Here is a 17959-nt window from a genome sequence, read left to right on the forward strand (position 1 = left end):
GCTCAGCCCTCCCGTCCGTCCGAGTCCGCGGCGGGCGCGAGCCCGGCGAGGTAGGTGGTGCGCGGCCGCGTGTTCAGGTGGCCGAGGAGCGCGTATTCCCGCGTGTCCCGGCGGGCGGCCGAGACCTGGCTCCCCGGGTCGGCGACGTTGCCGAAGGTGATCGCCCGGGTCGGGCAGGCGCCCTGGCAGGCGGTCTCGACGGTCCCGTCGGGGATCGGCGCGTGGGCATCCTTGGCGGAGGTGATCCGGGCGGCCGTAATCCGCTGGATGCAGTAGGTGCACTTCTCCATCACGCCGCGGGACCGGACCGTGACCTCGGGATTGCGCTGCTGCTGCTCCACCGGGGTCATGCCGCCGGTATAGTCGCGGTAGTTGAAGCGGCGGACCTTGTAGGGGCAGTAGCTCTGGCAGGTCCGGGTGCCGACGCAGCGGTTGTAGACCTGCAGGTTCAGGCCCTCGCTGTCGTGGAGCGTCGCCTCCACGGGGCAGCCGAGCTCGCAGGGCGCCTGCTCGCAATGCATGCAGGGCACCGGCTGGAAATGCGTCGTCGGCGCGTCAAGCGCGCCCGCGTAATAGCGGTCGACCCGCAGCCAGCCCATCCAGCGGCCGAGAGCGACCTCCTCGCGCCCGACCACGGGGATGTTGTTCTCCGCTTGGCAGGCGGTGACGCAGGCGTTGCAGCCGATGCAGGCGTCGAGGTCGATGGCCATGCCCCATTGCGCGGCGACCCAGCGATCCTGGCTCTCCGGGGGCGGGTAGAACGAGGCGGGAGCCGGCGCGCCCTTGGGATCGCCCGCGGGCGCGGCGCCCAGGGCCTGCACGCGCACGAGATCCTGCCCCTCCATCGTGCCAAGATGCTGGGTTGTCACCGGCTTGCGCGCGCGGCCGGTCTTCGTCAGCCGGGCGCCGGCGAGCCGCCAGGTCGAACCGGCCGGGCGCAGGGGCGCGGAATCGTAGCCGAGGCCGCGGGCGAGGTGGTCCGGCACGTCGCGACCGTAGCCGAGGGTGAGGGTGACGCTGGCTTCGGCCTGGCCGGGCAGGATCCAGGCCGGCCCCTCGACGGCGCGGCCGCCGGCCTCGACCCGCAGGATGTCGCCCGTCGCGATCCCCTCGCGCTCGGCGAGGCGCGGGCTCACCGCGACCACGTTCTCCCAGACCACCTTGGTCAGGGGCTTCGGGAGCTCCTGCAGCCACGCGAGGTCGGCATGGGTGCCGTCCCAGATCGTCGGATCGGGCCGGAACAGCACCTCGACCTCGCCCGCGGGCGCGGGGGATGGAGCGGCCGCGGGGGCCGCGGCCTGCGTCAGCGCGACGGTCTCGGCCGGGCGCGCGCTGCCCGCCCAGAAGCCGAGGCGCAGGGCTTCCGTGAAGCGGGTTTCGAGAGCCGCGTCGTCCTCGCCGGGATTCCGCGCCTGCGCCTTGAGGAGGCCCAGCGCGTCCTGGCCGCTCTCCCCACCCTCACCGCCAGCCAGGAAGGCCAGCATCTCCGCCGGCGTGCGGCCGTTGTACAGGGGCGCGACGGTCGGCTGGATCAGCCCCACCGTCCCGTCGAGGGATCGGATGTCGCCCCAGGATTCCAGCGGGTGGGCGGCGGGCAGGTGCCAGTCGGCGTGCGCGCCGGTCTCGTCGTAGTAGAGCCCCGCGTGGATCTTGAGCGGCACGCGCGCCATCCGGGCGGCGAAATCGAGGACGCCCGGCGCTTCGTAGACCGGATTGGCGCCGAGCACGACGAGCACCTGGACGGCGCCCCGATCCATCGCCTCCGCGAGCTCTGCCAGGGTCCCAGCGCCGGTCTCCTCCGCGGGCGCCGTGTGGACCAGGGTCGCGCCGGTGTTGCCGAGGGCGCCGTTGAGGCGGTGGACCAGCGCGTGCAACTCGGGGCTCGCGGTCAGGCCGGCGGTGACGATGCCGCTTCCCCGGGCCCCGGCGAGCGCCGTCCCGGCGCTCCGCGTCCAGCGCGCGACGGGATCGTCGCCCGCAGGGGCCGCGCCGCCGGCGGCCAGGGCGAGCAGGTCCCGGGCGAGGTCCTCCAGCCGGCCGGCCGGGACCACGAGGCCGCGATCCGCCTTGGCGCTGGTCAGCGTCGGGGTCGGCGCCGCCGCGTGCAGGGTGAGGAGGCGGCCCTCCGCGTAGGCCGCGCGCCGCGCCTCGCTCCAGCGCCGCGACAGGCCGACCTGGCCGGGCCCGAGGTCCAGAAAATCGCCGTCCAGCGCCACGATGGTGCGGGCGCGGCCGAAATCCGGGATCGTCTCCAGCGGCCGGCCGTAGGCCTGGCGGGCGCCCTCGTAGATCCCGGCGCGCCCCGCCCCGGCGCCGGTGTACCAGCGCGAAGCCGGGTAGGCGGCCCGCAGCCGCGCGATCTGGGCCGCCACGCCCGGCGACGTCACCGGGCCGGTGAGCAGGGCGAGGCCCTCGCCGCGGCCCGCGCGCCAGCCCGGCATCCGCGCCTGCAGGTCCGCCCGGAACGCCGCCCAGGAACTCGGCCGGCCGAGATGCTGCACCGCCTGGGAGCGGAACGGGTCGTAGAGCCCGAGGACCGAGGCCTGGGCCAGCACGTCCGTGCCGCCGCGGCTCCAGGGATGCTCGGGATTGCCCTCGATCTTCAGGGGGCGGCCGTTGCGGGTGGTGACCAGGATGCCGTTGCCGAAGCCGTCGAACAGGGCCGAGGAGGCGTAGGACAGGTCCGTGCCCGGCACGATCCGCTCGGGCTGGTTGACGTAGGGCACCTCGTAGTCGCGGCCGCCTCCGCCGCCGCAGGCGGTGAGGCCGCCCAGCGCGAAGGACGCGGCCATGAGCTTCAGGAAGCCGCGCCGCTCCGGGGCGGCGGCGAGCCGGGACGCCGACGGGAACTCGGCCGCCAGATAGGCGCGGAACTCCGGGCTGTCGGCCACGGCGTCGAGGCTGCGCCAGAAGCGCGGCCCGTCGCCGCCGGCGAGTTTCTCGCGCAGGGCCGCGATGTCGGGGGCGCCGGTCATCGGTGGCAGATCCCGCATTCGGTCAGCCGCTCCCCGCCGCGGATATGGTACTGGGCCACGAGCTTCGGGCCCAGGGTCGCCTGGTCGGACGGCGGCTTCCAGGTCATGTTCCAGACCTGATCCGGCGTGCGGACGTATTTCTCCGGGGCCCGGTGGCAGTCGAGGCAGAACTGCATCTCGAAGGCGTTGGCCCGGTAGGTCATCTGCATCGACGTGACGTCGCCGTGGCAGGTCGAGCAGCCGATCCCCTTCGTCACGTGGACCGAGTGGTTGTAGTAGACGTATTGCGGCAGCTTGTTCAGCCGCTTCCACTCCAGCGGCTTGTCCTGCGCGTAGCTGTCGCGCACCGGCTTGAGCATCTCGGAGCCGGTCCAGATCTGCGAGTGGCAGGTCATGCAGGTGTGGGTCGGCGGGATCCCGGCGGTGGCCTCCCGGTCGACCGTGGTGTGGCAGTAGCGGCACTGGATGCCGAGCTCGCCGGAATGGTGCTTGTGGCTGAACGGCAGCGGCTGCGCCGGCGCGATCCCGACGCCCGTGACGTAGTTCGAGCGCACGATCCCGGCCGCCAGGACCGGGAGACCCACCAGGCAGGCGACGCCGGTCATCAGGGCGAGGCGGTAGAGCGCGTCGGCCCCGGGAGTGAACAGCTGCGCCATCAGGCCGGCCCGCGCCTGGCGAGGGCCGTGAGATGGCGCTCGGTCGTCTCAGCCCCTCGCCGCAAGCCTCGCCTCACCCTCTGGTCCCGGTCGACATCGTGCGGCGCGCCGGACGCCCGCGCGAAGGGAACCGGGGCGCCTGCGGCGTCGCGGACCCGAGCCTCGCGGAACCGAGCCCCGGCGGCGCCGCGCCCCATCGTGCCCGATGGTTTTAACGCTGGAGCGCTTCCAAACCAGGGCCACGACCGGAAACAGGCCGGCCGACATGTCGCAGCGGCCCACGGCAGGGCTGGCCGAGGCCCGCGACAGGCCCCGCCACATCTGCCGCGACACTTCCCGTGACCGGCGCGAGAGCCTATTCCCCCGCGACGGTCCCGACGCCCGATCCTGTCCGGAGACGCATGGAATCCGATCCTCTCCTCCTGACGTGGCGCGCCGCGCGGCCCCAGCACACCGTCGCGGCGGCCCTCGCGGTCGGGATCGGCGCGCCGCTCTGCGCCCTCGCGCTCCTGTGCCTGCGCGACCTGATCGCGGTCCTGCCGCGCGACGAGGCGCCGGTGCTCCCGTTCCTGCGCGTGGCGGTGCAACTCCCGGGCGGGGAACTGGTGCTCGTCCCCGGCATGCCGATGCGCCCCGCCGAGCTCGAACTCACGGCCTTCCTGTGCATCGCGGTCTGCGCCCTGGCGCTGGCGGGTGTCGGCTGGTTCGTGGCGCGCCTGTGCTTCAAGGCGCAGAACAAGGCCGGGGACGCCGTCCGCGAGGGCGTGCTGCAGGCGATCCTCGACGCGCCGGCGGGAGCCCGGGACGAGGCGCGCGGCCTCACCCGGATCGTCGGCGAGGTGCTGGCCCGGGCCGACCGCCTGCTCGCGGCCGGCATCGTCCTGCCGGCGATGACCCTCGCGGCGCTGATCCTGGCCCTCGGCTTCGCGGCGCTCGCCGCGCCCCGGCTGGTCCCCGCGGCGGTGATCGGCCTCGCGGCGATCGGCCTCGCCTACGGGCTGGTGCTCGAGCGCGCGCGCGACCGGCAGGAGCTGCGCCTGCGCTCGAGCGCGCGCGCGGAGGAGAGCCTGAACGACCTCGTCCGGCGGCTGCCCGCCGTGCGCAACCACGGGGCGGCGGCCATCGAGCGCCGGCGCATCGCCGCCCGCGTCGCCGCGATGCGGACCAATGTCGGGCGGGCCGAGGCGCGGCTGGCCTATGCCCGGGCGCCCGCCCTGGCCCTGGCGGTGATCCTGCCGGCGATCGCCGCCGGCACCGCGCTCTGGCGCTCGGGGCCGGGCCAGCCGCCCGCGGCGCCGGTGGATCCGGCCGCCCTCGTGGCGGCGGTGGGCGCCTTCGGCCTCGCCGGCTGGCTCGCCGCGATCTGCGCGCGGCTCTGGATGGTCCGCAGGTCGGTGCGCCCGCGCCTGCGCGACCTCGCCCGCACCATCGCGGCCCTGGAGGGCCGGCGTGCACGGGCCGCCCGGACCGGGTCCACCGCCCTGCCGCTGCCCCGGTCCGGGATCCTGGCCACCGAGGGCGTCGGTGCCTTCGACCCGGCCACGGGCGAGCGCCTGACCGGCGTCGACGTCGCCGTGTCGATGCCGGGCCACGTGGCGATCACGGGCAGCCGCGGCAGCGGCGCCCGCGCGCTGGCGGCGGTGCTGGCCGGGCAAGTCGAGCCGACGGCCGGGGCCGTCACCTACGCGGGCACGGACCTGCGCGACTTCGACGCCGCCGAGCGCGCCCGGCGGATCGCCTTCACGTCGGGCGAGGCGATCCTGATGGAGGGCTCCCTCCGCCAGAACCTGCTCTACGGAACCGATCCGGCGACCGCCCCCGACGACATCGCGCTGATCGGCATCAGCCGGCTCACCGGCCTCGACGGCTTCGTGTACGCCCGCGGTCTGACCGGGCGGCTCGATCCGGCCGCCCAGCCGCGGCTCGCCGCCGCGATCGTCACCGCCCGCCGGACCATGCGGGTGGCGCTAGCCGCCAAGGGCGCCGAGCGCCTCGTCGAGCCGTTCGATCCCGACCGCTACAACAACCAGGCGAGCATCGGCGAGAACATCCTGTTCGGCGAGCCGGTGGGCGGCACCTTCGCGCCCCTGCGCTTCGCCCGCCACCCCTACCTGCGGGCGGTCCTGGAGGCCGAGGGGCTGGTCCGCCCGCTCACCGAGATCGGCCTGTCGGTCGCCCGCAGCACGGTGGAGATCTTCGCCGACCTGCCCAACGACCACCCCCTGTTCGACGCCTACTCGCTGTTCCAGGCGGCCGAGCGGGGCTATTTCGAGGATCTCGTGGTGCGCCTGCCCAGCGCGGCGAGCCTGCGCCGGGGGCCTGCGGGCCAGCGCGACCGCACGCGGCTGATCGGCCTCGCGCTGCGCTACAACGAGTCCCGCCACCGCTTCGGCCTGATCGACGGCCTGTTCGAGGACCGCCTCGTGCAGGCGCGTCGGTCCTTCGCCCGGATGCTGCCGCCCCACCTCGCCGGCGCGGTGGTGTTCCACGACCCCTCGCGGGTCAATCCGGCCGCGAGCCTGGAGGAGAACCTGCTGTTCGGCCGGATCAGTCTCGGCGAGGCCAATGCCGAGCCGCGGGTGCGCGAGCTGGTGCGCCGGGTGCTGGCCGACGAGGGCCTCGAGGCCTCAGTCTACGGCCTCGGCCTCGACAGCAAAGTCGAGATCCAGCCCAGCACCGGGGCGCTGGCGGACGGCGCGATCAACGCCCGCGAGCGGGTGGCGATCGAGCTGAGCCGGTGCCTCGCCCGCGACCCCGACATCCTCGTGGTGGCGGTCGCGATGGACGAGCGCAAGGCGGAGGGCGCGCGCGAGCGGCTCGCCCAGCTGCGGCAGGCGCGGGCCGGGCGCGGCCTCATCGTCTGCCTGCCCGAGACGGGCCTCGCGGAGAGCGCCGCGCCGTTCGACGCGGTGATCGCCGTGGAGAACAGCGCCGTCGTCGTGCCCGTGCCGGCGGATCCCGAGCGGGAGCCGGCGCCGACGGCCTGAGGGTGACCGTCGGTTGTCCGGCCGCGCCGTCGCGGCGCCGGATGGACCGGACGCGCAGCCTCACGGCCGCCGCAATAATCCGTCAGGTCGCGAGGCCGCGCCCGTCCGGCAGCCATCCCGGCCGATCCAGCGCGGACGGTTCATGCCCCTGTCGACCTCGCTTCCTCTCGCCGCCGGCCTCGTTCTGCTGGCCCTCGCAGGCCCGGCCGCCGCGCAGGCGGGCAAGGCCGAGGCGCCGATTCCGGCCGCGACCCTCGCCCTGATGGCGCAGAAGGGCGTGACGGCCGCCTCGCCGGTCCTGTTCCGGGCCTACAAGAAGGAATCGGAGATCGAGGTCTGGAAGAAGGGCGCGGCGGGCTATGTCTACATCAAGACCTTCCCGATCTGCCGCTGGTCCGGCCAGCTCGGGCCGAAGCGCAGGAGCGGCGACCGGCAGACCCCGGAGGGGTTCTACTCGGTGCCCCGGCGCCAGATGAACCCGAACTCACACTACTACCTGTCCTTCGACGTCGGCTATCCCAACGCCTACGACCGGGCCCATGGTGGCACCGGCTCCGCCGTGATGGTGCACGGGATCTGCTCGTCCATGGGCTGCTTCGCCATGACCAACGGGACGGTCGGCGAGATCTACGCCATCGCCCGGGACGCGCTGAACGGCGGGCAGGCGGCCTTCCAGTTCCAGTCCTACCCGTTCCGGATGACGGCCGAGAACATGGCCCGCCACCGGACCGACCCCAACATCGCCTTCTGGCGGGACCTCAAGGCCGGCTCCGACCGGTTCGAGGTCAGCCGGGAGGAGCTGCAGGTCTCGGTGGTCGCCGGCCGCTACGCCTTCGCGCCCGCGCGGGATCCCGCCGTCGAGGCGGCCGTCACCACCCGCCGGGCGGTCGAGGAGGCGCGGATGACCGCGCTCGCCGAGGCGGGCGAGCCCGCCGTCCGCACCACCTATTCCGACGGCGGCCAGAACGCCTTCTGGGCGGCCTACACGGCCCGGGGCGGGGCGGTGGGGGACATCAGCCGGCCGGAAGCCCTGGCCTTCGCCGGCCAGGAGGTGGTGGTCGTTCCGGGCCACCGCGCCCATCGCCCGGTGCCCGACACGGTCTGGGCCGGCTGGGCCGCGCCCGAGTCGGGCCTGTCGCCGCGGCAGATGGCGGGCTTCGTGCCGGTCTACGAGCGCGCGCCCGATCCGTTCGGGGCGCTGGTCGCGCCGCTCCCGACGCGGTACAGCGACGCACTCCCGTCCTGGCTGGCCGCGGGACTCGCCGGATCGGCGGCCGGACGCCCCATTCTTGCCGGGTCGGCGGCCGGTCTCATGGCCGCCGCGGAGCCCCTCTGAGCATGCGAAGGCCCGTCGCGGCGGCCCGTGCGTGTGCGCGGACGCACATCACGGCCGCGTGCGGCACACCAATTCATGATACGGCAGGGGATGAGCGGTACACCTGCTCCGTCGGCCTGCCGTATTCAAAGCTACCTTCCCGGAACGGCGACGGGGTTTCGATCATAAGTGATCGGGACTGACTGTCCGCGGATTCGTGATCGCCATGTCGAACAGTTCCGAGCCGACCATCCTGGCGGCCGACCAGGACCTCGCACTCCGCTTCTGGGGCGTCCGCGGCTCGACGCCCGTCAGCGGCCCGCAATACGCCGAGTTCGGCGGCAGCACGCCCTGCATCGAGGTGCGGTGCGGCCAGCGCATGTTCATCGTCGACGCGGGCTCGGGCATCTACAACCTCGGGCAGGGTCACCGGACCGATCTGCCCCAGGAAGTCGACCTGCTGTTCAGCCATCTGCATCTCGACCACACCGCGGGTCTGCCCTTCTTCAAGCCGGCGGTCCTCGATCCCGACCGGGTCATCAACACCTACTGCGGCAACCTCGGCGGCGAATCGGCCGGGCCGACCCTCGACCGCCTGTTCGCGCCGCCGCTCTTCCCGGTTACGCTCGACAAGCTGTGCTGCACCTTTCACCACCACGGCTTCGAGGCGGGCCAGACCCTGGCTTTCCCGGACGGGACGCGGGTCGCCACGATCATGCTGAACCATCCGCAGGGCTCGGTCGGGTACCGGTTCGAGCACGGCGGCCGGCGCCTGTGCCTGATCAGCGACATCGAGCACAGCGACCCGTGGCCGGATCCGGAGCTCGCCGCCTTCGTCGCCGACGCCGACCTGATGGTCTACGACGGCATGTTCACCGACGGGGAGTATCCGACCTGCCGGGGCTGGGGCCACTCGACCTGGCAGAAGGGCGTGGAGCTCGCCCGGAACGCGGGCGTCAAGGCGCTCGGGATCATCCACCTGCACCCGGCCCATTCCGACACGGCGCTGCGCGACATGGAGGCCGACCTCCAGGCCGAGATGCCGACGGCGTTCATCGCGCGCGAGCGGCAGAGCCTGATCGTGGGCGCGCCGCGGGCGGTGAGCGGCCGGCCGAGCGGACGCCCGGCCGTGGCGCGGGAGATGCGCCGCCGGATCAAGGTTGCCTGAGGCGCGGAGTCAGGCGGAGCGCCGCCTGCGGGTCCGGCTGTACCGGGCCCAGGTGAACAGAACGAACAGCGCGACGCCGATGATCAGGATGCTCCAGCCGTAGTTGCTGACGAGCTGCGCGTCGATCGGGTGGCCGACATACCCGAGCGCCACCAGCAGACCGAACACCGCGATCGCCGCGGAAACGAGCATCCCTACAATCATCGAAGTCCCCGGCGCGTCCCATCCGCGCGATTCGGCAGGGCCGTATGGTGGGGAAGAATGCGCGGCGGCCGCACCCGTTCCAGCGCTGTGACCAGCGTCGCGCCGGCGGCGCTCGGGCCTCCGGCAGCGGTCATCCGCGCCGCGCTGTTCACCGGAATGGCGCGGCGGTGCATTCGGCGGCTCCCATCGCGCCGAAGTTAGGCTAAGTAGGCCGCCTGACGGCGCCCCGGGGCGCGCGCGAGGAGCTCGAGACCACGGCGATGAGCGGCCAAGACAACACGACGGCGTCCGCGACGGCGCACACCAGTCCGCAGACGCGTTCCGTCGCCGCGCCGGGTTCCCTGCGCCCCCAGGACCAGCTCGTGACGATCTACGGCGGTTCCGGCTTCCTGGGCCGGCACGTGGTGCGGGCGCTGGCGAAGCGCGGCTACCGGATCCGCGTCGCGGTGCGCCGGCCGGACCTCGCGCTGTTCCTGCAGCCGCTGGGGAAGGTCAACCAGATCGTCGCCGTCCAGGCGAACCTGCGCTACCCGGATTCGGTCGCCCGGGCCGCCGAGCGGTCGGACGTGCTGATCAACCTCGTCGGCATCCTGCAGGAGACAGGCTCCCAGAGCTTCGCACGGCTGCAGGTCGACGGGGCCGAGGCGATCGCCCGCGCCGCGGCGCGCCAGGGCGCCCGGATGATCCAGGTCTCGGCGATCGGCGCCGATCCGGCCTCGCCGTCGCTCTACGCGCGCACCAAGGCGGAGGGTGAGGCACGGGTCTTCGCCGCCTGCCCGGACGCGGTCGTGTTCCGGCCCTCGCTGATCTTCGGGCCCGGCGACAGCTTCTTCAACCGCTTCGCCGGCCTCGCCCGGGCGCTCCCGGTCCTGCCGCTGGCCGGCGGCCAGTCGCGCTTCCAGCCGGCCTTCGTGGGCGACGTCGCCGAGGCGATCGCCCGCGCGGTCGACGGCACCGTCGCGCCCGGCAAGGTCTACGAACTCGGCGGCCCGGAGGTGGGCACGCTCGAGCACTTCGTGCGCTACATGCTGAAGACGATCCGGCGGAAGCGGGTGGTCGTGGACCTGCCCGTGCCGGCGGCCAAGCTCCAGGCCCGCATGCTGGAGATCGCCGACACCCTGACCTTCGGCCTCCTGCCGGACTCGCTGAAGCTGACCCGCGATCAGGTCACCCTGCTCCAGAACGACAACGTCGTCTCGGAGGCCGCCAAGGCCGAGGGCAGGACCTTCGAGGGGATCGGGATCACGCCGACCGCCGCCGAGGCCGTGGTGCCGGGCTATCTCTGGACCTTCCGCAAGGCCGGCCAGTTCGCCACCGATCGGGACGAGGAGTACCTGTCGGAGGTGCCCGACACGATGGCGTCGCAGCCCCTGGCGGCCGGCTCGCAGCACCGCCCGAAGACCGCCTCCGGCCCGGCGATCGGCGCCGATGCCGGCAGCTCGCCGGGCGCCGGACAGGGCAGCATGGGCGTGCGCTGGGGAACCCGGAACCCGGGCTAGGTGACGGCCCGCGCCCGGATCGCGCCGTGAGCGCGCCCTCTCCCCACGCGGCCGGCGGCCCCGCCGCGCGGCGCATCCTCGTCACCGGGGCGGCGGGCTTCGTGGGCGGCCACGTGCTGCCGCTCCTGGCGGGGTCGACGGCGCGGGCGGGCGACTGCGTGGCCGGGATCGGGCGGGGGCGGTCGCCGCGCCTGCCGGAGGGGGTCACCTACGCGGCGATCGACCTCCTCGACGAGGCCGCGCTCGGCGGCTTCGTGGCGCGGTTCCGGCCGACCGCGATCCTCCACCTGGCGGGCCTCGCCTCGGTGGCGGATTCCGCGAGCGGTCCGGGCCAGACGTGGCGGGTCAACGTCAACGGCCTGATGAACCTCGTGGCCGCGGTGGAGGCGGTGCCGGGCTGCACCTTCTTCTTCGTCAGCTCCGGCGAAGTCTACGGCAGCGCCTTCCTGGCGGGCCACGCCCTGAGCGAGGCGGTCGAGCCGCTGCCGCGCAACACCTACGCGCGGTCGAAATGGGTGGGCGAGCAGCTGCTCCGCGACCTGCTGCCCCGGATCGGCGTGAAGCTCGTCGTGCTGCGGCCGTTCAACCATATCGGCCCCGGCCAGGACGAGCGCTTCGTCGTGGCCTCCTTCGCGGGCCAGATCGCCCGGATCGAGGCCGGCCTCGTGCCGCCGTGCCTGGAGGTCGGCAATCTCTCCTCCTACCGCGACTTCCTCGACGTCGCCGACGTGGCGAACGCCTATGCCGACCTGATCGGCCGGGCGGACTCCCTGGCGGACGGGAGCGTCTTCAATATCAGCTCGGGCCAGCCGCGGACGATCGCCAGCGTCCTCGAGGATCTGCGCGCCCGCGCCCGGGTCCCGTTCGAGATCCGCGTCGCCCCGGAGCGGGTGCGGCCGACCGAGATTCCCCTGGCCGCGGGCGATGCCGGCCGCCTCCACGCCGCCACCGGCTGGCAGCCGCGGGTCTCGTGGGACGCGGCCCTGACCCGGGTTCTGGACGACGCGCGGGCGCGCTTGGCGGACGCGCAGGGGTCCAGTTGAGGCGGGAGGTCTCGCACCGAAGCGGCGCTCACCGCTCCGCGACGGCGATCAGCGCGGTGGAGGGGATCGGCAGGACGGGCCGGCCGCCCGCCACGCGCCGCGCCTCCGCGGTCACCGCGGCCCGGTCGTCCGCACTCAGGTCCACCCAGTCCGGCGACAGGCCGAACACCGTGTCGGGGTCGTCCAGCAGGGCGACGTCGAGGGCGTAGTCGAAGGTCACGCGTTCGATCCGGGGCGGTCCATATCCGGCCGCGACCATCTCCCGGGTGAACCCGGCCGGATCGCCGAGCACCCGCACCCCTTCGGGCATCGCCCGGCTCTCGCGCTCGGGGAACAGCCGGCGGCGGATCTCGCCGAGCAGCAGGAACGTCGCCGCGCCCTGATCCTGCCACGTCGCGACGATGCCCCAGCCCCCGGGCCGCGTCACGCGCGCCATCTCGGCGAGCCCCTTCCGCCAGTCGGGGAACATGATCACCCCGAAGATCGAGAACACCGCGTCGAAGCCGCCGTCGGGGAGGGCGAGCGCCTGGCCGTCCATGACCCGCGCCTCGACATTGGCCGAGCCCGCCCCGGCGACGCGCGCGACCATGCCCGGCGAGAAGTCGACCGCCAGGACCTGCGCCCCCGTCCGCGCCGCGGCCAGCGCGAGGGCGCCGGTGCCGGCCGCGACGTCGAGGACGCGGCTGCTTTCGGTCAGCGGCACTCGCGCGAGCGCCGCCTCGGCGAAGCGCGCCGTGAACGGGTGGGCGGTCGTCGCGTAGTGCTCGGCGACCTTGTCCCACCGATCCGGGTTCTCGAACTCGCGCATCGCCACAACCCTCGCCATCACGCAACTTGATAAGTATCGTGATGGCGAGCGGTTGCCAATCCCGAGTTCGGTGTGGTGGATCGACGGGTGCGCACCGACAGCCGCCTCTCCCGAACGCTCCATGTGCTGCTTCACATGGCGCGCCACGACGGACCGATGACGTCCGAGGCGATCGGGCGAATGCTCGGGACGAACCCCGTGGTCGTCCGCCGCACGATGGCCGGGCTCCGGAACGCGGGCTACGTGAAATCGGAGAAGGGGCACGGCGGTGGATGGACCATCGCGGCGGACCTGAGCGCGGTCTCGCTGCTCGACGTCCACCGCGCGGTCGGCAGTCCGCGCATCTTCGCGATCGGCAGCGATCGCGCGAACCCGGCCTGCGCCGTCGAGAAGGTCGTCAACGAGGCGGTCGAGGACACGCTGCGCGAGGCCGAGGCCCTCCTGGTCGCGCGGCTCGGTTCCGTCAGCCTCGCCGAGCTCGCGCGGAGCTTCGACGCCCGGTGTCGGCCCGGGGGGCCGTTGGACGCCTCGAGCTGCGCGTGACGCCGGGCGCGACGCCGGGCCCGGCGTCGCGCCCGATAGGCAGCCTCATGAAACTGCTTCGTCGACGCTATGCCCCGACTCTCCGGCCGCTCATCCATGATCCGTGCCCACTGGTCGGCGCCCGGACGATGCCCGAGGCACGCCGCGCGACCGGGATCGCGGTCCGGATCGGGGACCGGATCGCGCCGGGCGGTTGCCGCGCCGACGGCCAGACGCCATGCTCCGCGTCGACGCGGACCAGCACGAGATGATCGGCCATGGGCCTTCTGGACGGATTGCTCGGACACGGCTCGGCCGTCGACGCGGCCTCCCTGGAGCGCCGGCTCGCCGGCATCCTGATCGAGGGCGAGACGGCGCGGCTCGCCTTCAAGATCATCCGGGACGTGTTCGTGTTCACCGAGCGCCGCGTCATCCTGATCGACGTCCACGGCGTGACCGGCAGCAAGGTCGAGTTCCTGTCGGTGCCGTACCGCGCGATCGTGCGCTTCTCGGTCGAGACCGCCGGCACGTTCGACCTCGACGCCGAGTTGAAGATCTGGGTCTCGGGGGCGGCGGAGCCGATCCAGCGGACCTTGAAGAAGGGCGCGGATGTCCGGGGTATCCAGCGGGCGCTCGCCGAGGGCGTGCTGCGCTAGCCCGGCACACGGCACGCGCCGGCAGGCGACGGCCCGCCTACCGGACCACGCCCCTGGCCCGCAGCGCGTCGCGCGCGTCCTCTGGATACTCCAGCTGCTCCGCCAGGATCTCGGCGCTCGAATCCCCAAGGCCCGGCGGCATCCGCCGCACCGGCAGCCGGCGCCCGTCGAGCCGGTAGGGCGGGGCGATGACGTGGGCGTTCTCCGACGCCGCGACCACCAGCCCGGCCTCCCGGGCGCGGTCGCAGGTGAGCGCCTCGCGCAGGCCCATCACCTCGCCGCAGGGGATACCCGCGGCCCTGAGCCGCGCGATCAGCGGCGCGCGCTCCCACTTGGCGAGCTCGGCCTCCAGCACCGGGATGAAGGCGGCGCGGTTGCGCGACCGGTCGAGATTGGTGGCGAAGCGCGGGTCGGCGACCCAGTCCGGGCGCTCCAGCACCTGCTCGCAGAAGCGGCGGTACTGCCCGTTGTTGCCGACCGTGATCACCACCGGCCCGTCGCCGGCCTCGAACACCCCGTAGGGTACGATCGACGGGTGGGCGTTGCCGTAGCGGGGCGGATCGATCCCCCGGGCGAGCGCCTCGAGGCCGTAATAGGAGGTCAGCGCCACGCCGCAGTCGAACAGGGCGAGGTCGACGGTCCGGCCGCGCCCGGTCCGCTCCCGCTGGTACAGGGCCGCCAGCACGGCCTGGGCGGCGAACTGGCCGGTGAACAGGTCGACCGCCGCGACCCCGAACTTGAGCGGCGGTCCCCCGGCCTCGCCGTTGAGCGCCATCACGCCGGATTCGCCCTGGACCACGAGGTCGTAGCCGGGCCGGCCGGCCTCCGAGCCGTCGGAGCTGTAGCCGGCGATCGAGCAGTAGATCAGGCCGGGATTCTCCGCCGCGAGCGCCGCGTAGCCGAGGCCGAGCTTCTCGGCCCCGCCGGTCTTGAAGTTCTGGACCAGCACGTCGCTGTCGCGGGCCAGAGCCTTCACGATCGCCAGGCCGTCCGGCGTGGCGAGGTCGACGCCGATCGAGCGCTTGTTGCGGTTCACGCTGTCGAAATACGAGGTGTTACCGGGGCTCGTCGGCACGCCCCAGTCGCGGGTGTCGTCGCCGCGCTCCGGGTGCTCGACCTTGATCACGTCGGCGCCGAGATCGCCCAGCACCTGCGCGCACCAGGGTCCGGCCAGGACCCGGGACAGGTCGAGGACGCGGATTCCGGCGAGCGGCAGGTCGGCAACGGCATCCATCGCGAAAGTCCTCAGGCTCCCATGACGCCGTCGAGACTGCGCACGGCGTCGATCAGTTTCGGGCGCGCCACCTCCAGGAGGAAGCGCGCGTCGGTGATGACGGTGGGGGCACCGCAATTGACCGCCATGGGCGGCAGGCCGCCGCCGGGATGGAACCCCACCGCGATGGCGCAGACCGTCTCCTGCCACTCGCCGAACGAGGTGCAGCAGCCGAGGTCCCGGTGCTCCTCCACCGCCCGGTCGAGGCCGGCGCGCAGCGCCGGCCAGGCCACGGGATCGAGCGCCTTCAGGTCCTCGTAGATGCCCGCGCGCTCCCGGTCCGGGCAGACCGCCACGTAGGCGCGGCCCATGGCGCTGCGGGCGAGCGAGATGCGCGAGCCGGTGTCAAGGTTGAGCGAGATCGCCGCTGGGCCGCGCTGGCACTCGACGTAGCGCATGCTGAGCCGGTCGCGCACCCCGAGCCCCACCGAGGCGTTGGCCGCCTCCGCGACCGCGCGCAGCACCGGCCGGGCGATGGCGCGGACGTCGAGACCGCCCAGGGCGGCCGAGCTCAGCGCGATGGTGGCGGTGCCGAGGCGGTACCGGCCGAGCTCGGGCATGTGCTGCAGGTAGCCGAGCTTGGTCAGCGTGTAGGTCAGCCGCGACACGGTGGAGCGCGGCAGCCCGCAGGCCTCCGCGATGTCGTGGTTGGCGAGGCTCGTGCGCCCCGGGCCGAAGCAGGCGAGCACCGACAGTCCCCGGGCGAGCGCCGTAACGAAGTGCCGGTCCTCCTTCGCGCCGGACCCGCCTGCGTCGGACCCGCCAGCGTCGGGCTCGGCGCCGTCGGATCCGGTGCGCAGGCCCGCATCCGCCTCCATCGGCCCGCTCATCGGCGCAGGAACGCCGCGAAGGCCGCCTGCGCCGCCGGACCGCGGCGGAGGGCGTGGAAGACCTCCGCCTCCGCGTCGAGGGCGCGGGCGACGCTGTCGTCGTGGCCGCGGCGCAGGGCCTGCTTGGTGGCGGCGATCGAGACCCGGGGCAGGGCGGCGAGCGCGCGCGCCTTGGTCAGAGCGGTCTCCAGGGCCGTCCCGGCCGGGACGGCGGCGTTGATCAGGCCGGCCGCGGCGGCGTCCGCGGCCGTGAAGGGCTCGCCGAGCATCAGCAGCTCGGCGGCGCGCTTCGATCCCGCCACCAGGGGCAGCAGGTAACTCGACCCGCCCTCCGGACTGAGGCCCAGGGCCGTGAACGGCAGGCGGAACCGCGCCCCGTCCCCCGCGTAGGCGAGGTCGCAGTGGAGCAGCAGCGTCGTGCCGATGCCGACCGCGTGGCCCTCCACGGCGGCCACGACCGGGAGCGGGCAGGCGCGCAGGGCCTTGAGGAAGGTCAGGCCGGGGCTGGCGCCCGCGGTCTCGACGTCCTGGAAATCCTTGAGATCGTTGCCGGCGGTGAAGCAGCCGCCCGCGCCGGTGAAGACGAGGGCGCGCACCTCCGCGTCCCTTCCCGCCGTGTCCAGGGCGTCGGTCAGGCCCGCGTAGGTCGCCCGGTCGAGGGCGTTGCGCCGCTCCGGCCGGTCGATCGTGACGAGCCGGATCCCGGGCTCCGGATCGGCGACGCGGACGCTCACGGGGCGACCCCGCCGGCGCGGTCCGCCGCGTAGTCCGCCGCGCTGCCGGCCGTCCGCGCCCGCGCCGCCGCGTATTCCCGGGCGAGGCGGGCGACGAGGTCGGCGGTCGCCGGCGCGTCCGCGATGGTGCCGACGCCCTGGCCGGCGCCCCAGACGTCCCGCCACGCCTTCACGCTGCCGCTGCCGAAATTCATCGCGGTCTTGTCGCGCGCCGGCAGCGCCTCGGGATCGAGCCCGGCGGCGCGGATGCTCGGCGTGAGGTAGTTGCCCGGCACGCCCGTGAAGTAGGGGGTGTAGAGGATGTCGGCGGCCGCGCTGCCGGCGATCATGTCCTTGTAGGCCACCGCCGCGTTCGCCTCCCGGGTGGCGATGAAGCGGGTGCCCATGTAGGCGAGGTCGGCGCCCATGGCCTGGGCCGCCAGGATCGCCGAGCCCGAGGTGATCGCCCCCGACAGGATCAGCGGACCGTCGTAGAACCGCCGGATCTCGCCGACGAGGGCGAAGGGGCTCAGCGTGCCGGCGTGGCCCCCGGCCCCGGCGCAGACCAGGATCAGCCCGTCGACGCCGGCCTCCAGGGCCTTCTCGGCGTGGCGCACGGTGGTGATGTCGTGGAACACCACCCCGCCATAGGCGTGCACCGGGCGGATCACGGCGTCCGGCGCCCGCAGCGACGTGATGATGATCGGCACCCGGTGCCGGACGCAGGCCTCGACATCCTGGGCCAGCCGGTCGTTGGAGGCGTGGACGATCTGGTTCACCGCGAACGGCGCGATCCGCCGCGACGGGTCCGCGGCGCGGGCCTGCGCGAGCGTCTGCGTGATCCGCGAGAGCCACTCGTCGAGGAGCTCGGCCGGTCGGGCGTTCAGCGCGGGGAAGGAACCGACCACGCCGGACAGGCACTGGGCGATGACCAGCTCCGGGCCGGACACGATGAACATCGGGGCGCAGATCACCGGCAGGGCGAGCCGGCCGCGCAGGATCTCGGGCAGGCGCCCGCCCGGGTCTCGCTCGGGACCGTCGCTCACCGCCCGCTCCCGGCCGCCAGAACCGGCGCCGGACAGGCGCCCCCGGGCCGCTCGTCCCGATCCTTGCCGCGCACCGCGATCCTCCCCCTGCCTCCCGGCAGCCCGGCTTTCGCGCGCCGGGCGGCGTCCGCAACCGAGTCTCGTCCAGGGCCGTTGTGATGCCACGGCCCCGGGCCCTGGGTCAAACGGCCGAGCCGCGGAGTTTCTGCACTGCGGAACGGTCGGCGACCCGGAGAGAACCTGTGCCGCCCGTCCTTGACGCTC

General features: G+C 73.9%; 15 protein-coding genes. 7 read left to right on the forward strand and 8 right to left on the reverse strand.

The window, feature by feature from the left end; genetic code table 11:
* Positions 1 to 2: 2 nt before the first annotated feature.
* A complete protein-coding gene (locus tag J3A75_RS09160; RefSeq protein WP_209650043.1) occupies positions 3 to 2975 on the reverse strand; it encodes a TAT-variant-translocated molybdopterin oxidoreductase in 2973 nt (990 codons plus the stop codon).
* Complete coding sequence (locus J3A75_RS09165) at positions 2972 to 3631, reverse strand: cytochrome c3 family protein (RefSeq protein ID WP_012318046.1); 660 nt, start codon at positions 3629 to 3631, stop codon at positions 2972 to 2974. Before J3A75_RS09165 ends, J3A75_RS09160 begins: the two co-directional genes overlap by 4 nt.
* Before the next feature lie 401 nt (positions 3632 to 4032).
* Between J3A75_RS09165 and J3A75_RS09170 the strand changes: the two genes are divergently transcribed.
* The 3 genes from J3A75_RS09170 (at position 4033) to J3A75_RS09180 (ending at position 9101) form a co-directional block, all read left to right on the forward strand.
* Positions 4033 to 6618: an ABC transporter ATP-binding protein/permease gene (locus tag J3A75_RS09170; RefSeq protein WP_209650045.1), complete on the forward strand. Its 2586-nt coding sequence runs from the start codon at positions 4033 to 4035 to the stop codon at positions 6616 to 6618.
* Positions 6619 to 6760: 142 nt separating this feature from the next.
* Positions 6761 to 7954, forward strand: coding sequence for a murein L,D-transpeptidase family protein (locus J3A75_RS09175; RefSeq protein ID WP_012318048.1), 1194 nt, complete (start codon positions 6761 to 6763; stop codon positions 7952 to 7954).
* A gap of 205 nt (positions 7955 to 8159) precedes the next feature.
* Positions 8160 to 9101, forward strand: a complete 942-nt coding sequence (locus J3A75_RS09180; protein WP_012318049.1) for an MBL fold metallo-hydrolase — start codon at positions 8160 to 8162, stop codon at positions 9099 to 9101.
* Positions 9102 to 9110: 9 nt separating this feature from the next.
* Here the strand turns inward: J3A75_RS09180 and J3A75_RS09185 are convergent, their stop codons facing one another.
* The gene (locus J3A75_RS09185) at positions 9111 to 9293 is read right to left on the reverse strand and encodes a hypothetical protein (protein WP_106427812.1); all 183 of its coding nucleotides are present in this window, start codon (positions 9291 to 9293) and stop codon (positions 9111 to 9113) included.
* A 272-nt stretch (positions 9294 to 9565) separates the two neighbouring features.
* On the opposite strand from J3A75_RS09185, the gene J3A75_RS09190 reads away from it, so the two are divergent.
* Positions 9566 to 10804, forward strand: a complete 1239-nt coding sequence (locus tag J3A75_RS09190) for a complex I NDUFA9 subunit family protein (protein WP_012318051.1) — start codon at positions 9566 to 9568, stop codon at positions 10802 to 10804.
* A 26-nt stretch (positions 10805 to 10830) separates the two neighbouring features.
* Entirely contained in the window at positions 10831 to 11847 is a 1017-nt protein-coding gene (locus J3A75_RS09195; protein WP_012318052.1) for a GDP-mannose 4,6-dehydratase, read from the forward strand.
* A 28-nt stretch (positions 11848 to 11875) separates the two neighbouring features.
* Here the strand turns inward: J3A75_RS09195 and J3A75_RS09200 are convergent, their stop codons facing one another.
* Positions 11876 to 12655 (reverse strand): class I SAM-dependent methyltransferase, encoded by a 780-nt coding sequence (locus J3A75_RS09200; RefSeq protein WP_012318053.1) that lies wholly within the window; start codon positions 12653 to 12655, stop codon positions 11876 to 11878.
* Positions 12656 to 12742: 87 nt separating this feature from the next.
* On the opposite strand from J3A75_RS09200, the gene J3A75_RS09205 reads away from it, so the two are divergent.
* Positions 12743 to 13198, forward strand: coding sequence for an Rrf2 family transcriptional regulator (locus J3A75_RS09205; protein ID WP_209650047.1), 456 nt, complete (start codon positions 12743 to 12745; stop codon positions 13196 to 13198).
* A gap of 257 nt (positions 13199 to 13455) precedes the next feature.
* Positions 13456 to 13833 (forward strand): PH domain-containing protein, encoded by a 378-nt coding sequence (locus J3A75_RS09210; protein ID WP_209650050.1) that lies wholly within the window; start codon positions 13456 to 13458, stop codon positions 13831 to 13833.
* 37 nt (positions 13834 to 13870) lie between these two features.
* Here the strand turns inward: J3A75_RS09210 and J3A75_RS09215 are convergent, their stop codons facing one another.
* Genes J3A75_RS09215 through J3A75_RS09230 form a run of 4 tightly spaced genes read right to left on the reverse strand, consistent with a single transcriptional unit; the run spans position 13871 to position 17695 of the window.
* Positions 13871 to 15067 carry a CaiB/BaiF CoA transferase family protein gene (locus tag J3A75_RS09215; protein WP_024830815.1) on the reverse strand — a complete coding sequence of 399 codons (1197 nt, stop codon included), beginning with the start codon at positions 15065 to 15067 and terminating at the stop codon, positions 13871 to 13873.
* A gap of 11 nt (positions 15068 to 15078) precedes the next feature.
* Positions 15079 to 15936: an IclR family transcriptional regulator gene (locus J3A75_RS09220; RefSeq protein WP_245364344.1), complete on the reverse strand. Its 858-nt coding sequence runs from the start codon at positions 15934 to 15936 to the stop codon at positions 15079 to 15081.
* On the reverse strand, positions 15933 to 16670 hold the full coding sequence (locus J3A75_RS09225) for an enoyl-CoA hydratase-related protein (protein ID WP_209650052.1): 738 nt from the start codon (positions 16668 to 16670) through the stop codon (positions 15933 to 15935). The genes J3A75_RS09220 and J3A75_RS09225 overlap by 4 nt, the downstream gene beginning before the upstream one ends.
* Positions 16667 to 17695 (reverse strand): nitronate monooxygenase family protein, encoded by a 1029-nt coding sequence (locus J3A75_RS09230; RefSeq protein WP_179239973.1) that lies wholly within the window; start codon positions 17693 to 17695, stop codon positions 16667 to 16669. The genes J3A75_RS09225 and J3A75_RS09230 overlap by 4 nt, the downstream gene beginning before the upstream one ends.
* Between the last annotated feature and the right edge of the window lie 264 nt (positions 17696 to 17959).

Origin of the sequence: Methylobacterium sp. PvP105 (assembly GCF_017876975.1) — a bacterium.
Taxonomy (GTDB): Bacteria; Pseudomonadota; Alphaproteobacteria; order Rhizobiales; family Beijerinckiaceae; genus Methylobacterium; species Methylobacterium radiotolerans.

Excerpts from the sequence above, each read along its gene's own strand:
- J3A75_RS09180 (WP_012318049.1), top strand. The coding sequence starts at position 8,160 with ATGTCGAACAGTTCCGAGCCGACCATCCTGGCGGCCGACCAGGACCTC.
- J3A75_RS09175 (WP_012318048.1), top strand. The coding sequence starts at position 6,761 with ATGCCCCTGTCGACCTCGCTTCCTCTCGCCGCCGGCCTCGTTCTGCTG.
- J3A75_RS09210 (WP_209650050.1), top strand. The coding sequence starts at position 13,456 with ATGGGCCTTCTGGACGGATTGCTCGGACACGGCTCGGCCGTCGACGCG.
- J3A75_RS09165 (WP_012318046.1), bottom strand. The coding sequence starts at position 3,631 with ATGGCGCAGCTGTTCACTCCCGGGGCCGACGCGCTCTACCGCCTCGCC.
- J3A75_RS09220 (WP_245364344.1), bottom strand. The coding sequence starts at position 15,936 with ATGAGCGGGCCGATGGAGGCGGATGCGGGCCTGCGCACCGGATCCGAC.
- J3A75_RS09160 (WP_209650043.1), bottom strand. The coding sequence starts at position 2,975 with ATGACCGGCGCCCCCGACATCGCGGCCCTGCGCGAGAAACTCGCCGGC.
- J3A75_RS09200 (WP_012318053.1), bottom strand. The coding sequence starts at position 12,655 with ATGCGCGAGTTCGAGAACCCGGATCGGTGGGACAAGGTCGCCGAGCAC.
- J3A75_RS09190 (WP_012318051.1), top strand. The coding sequence starts at position 9,566 with ATGAGCGGCCAAGACAACACGACGGCGTCCGCGACGGCGCACACCAGT.
- J3A75_RS09215 (WP_024830815.1), bottom strand. The coding sequence starts at position 15,067 with ATGGATGCCGTTGCCGACCTGCCGCTCGCCGGAATCCGCGTCCTCGAC.
- J3A75_RS09185 (WP_106427812.1), bottom strand. The coding sequence starts at position 9,293 with ATGCTCGTTTCCGCGGCGATCGCGGTGTTCGGTCTGCTGGTGGCGCTC.
- J3A75_RS09170 (WP_209650045.1), top strand. The coding sequence starts at position 4,033 with ATGGAATCCGATCCTCTCCTCCTGACGTGGCGCGCCGCGCGGCCCCAG.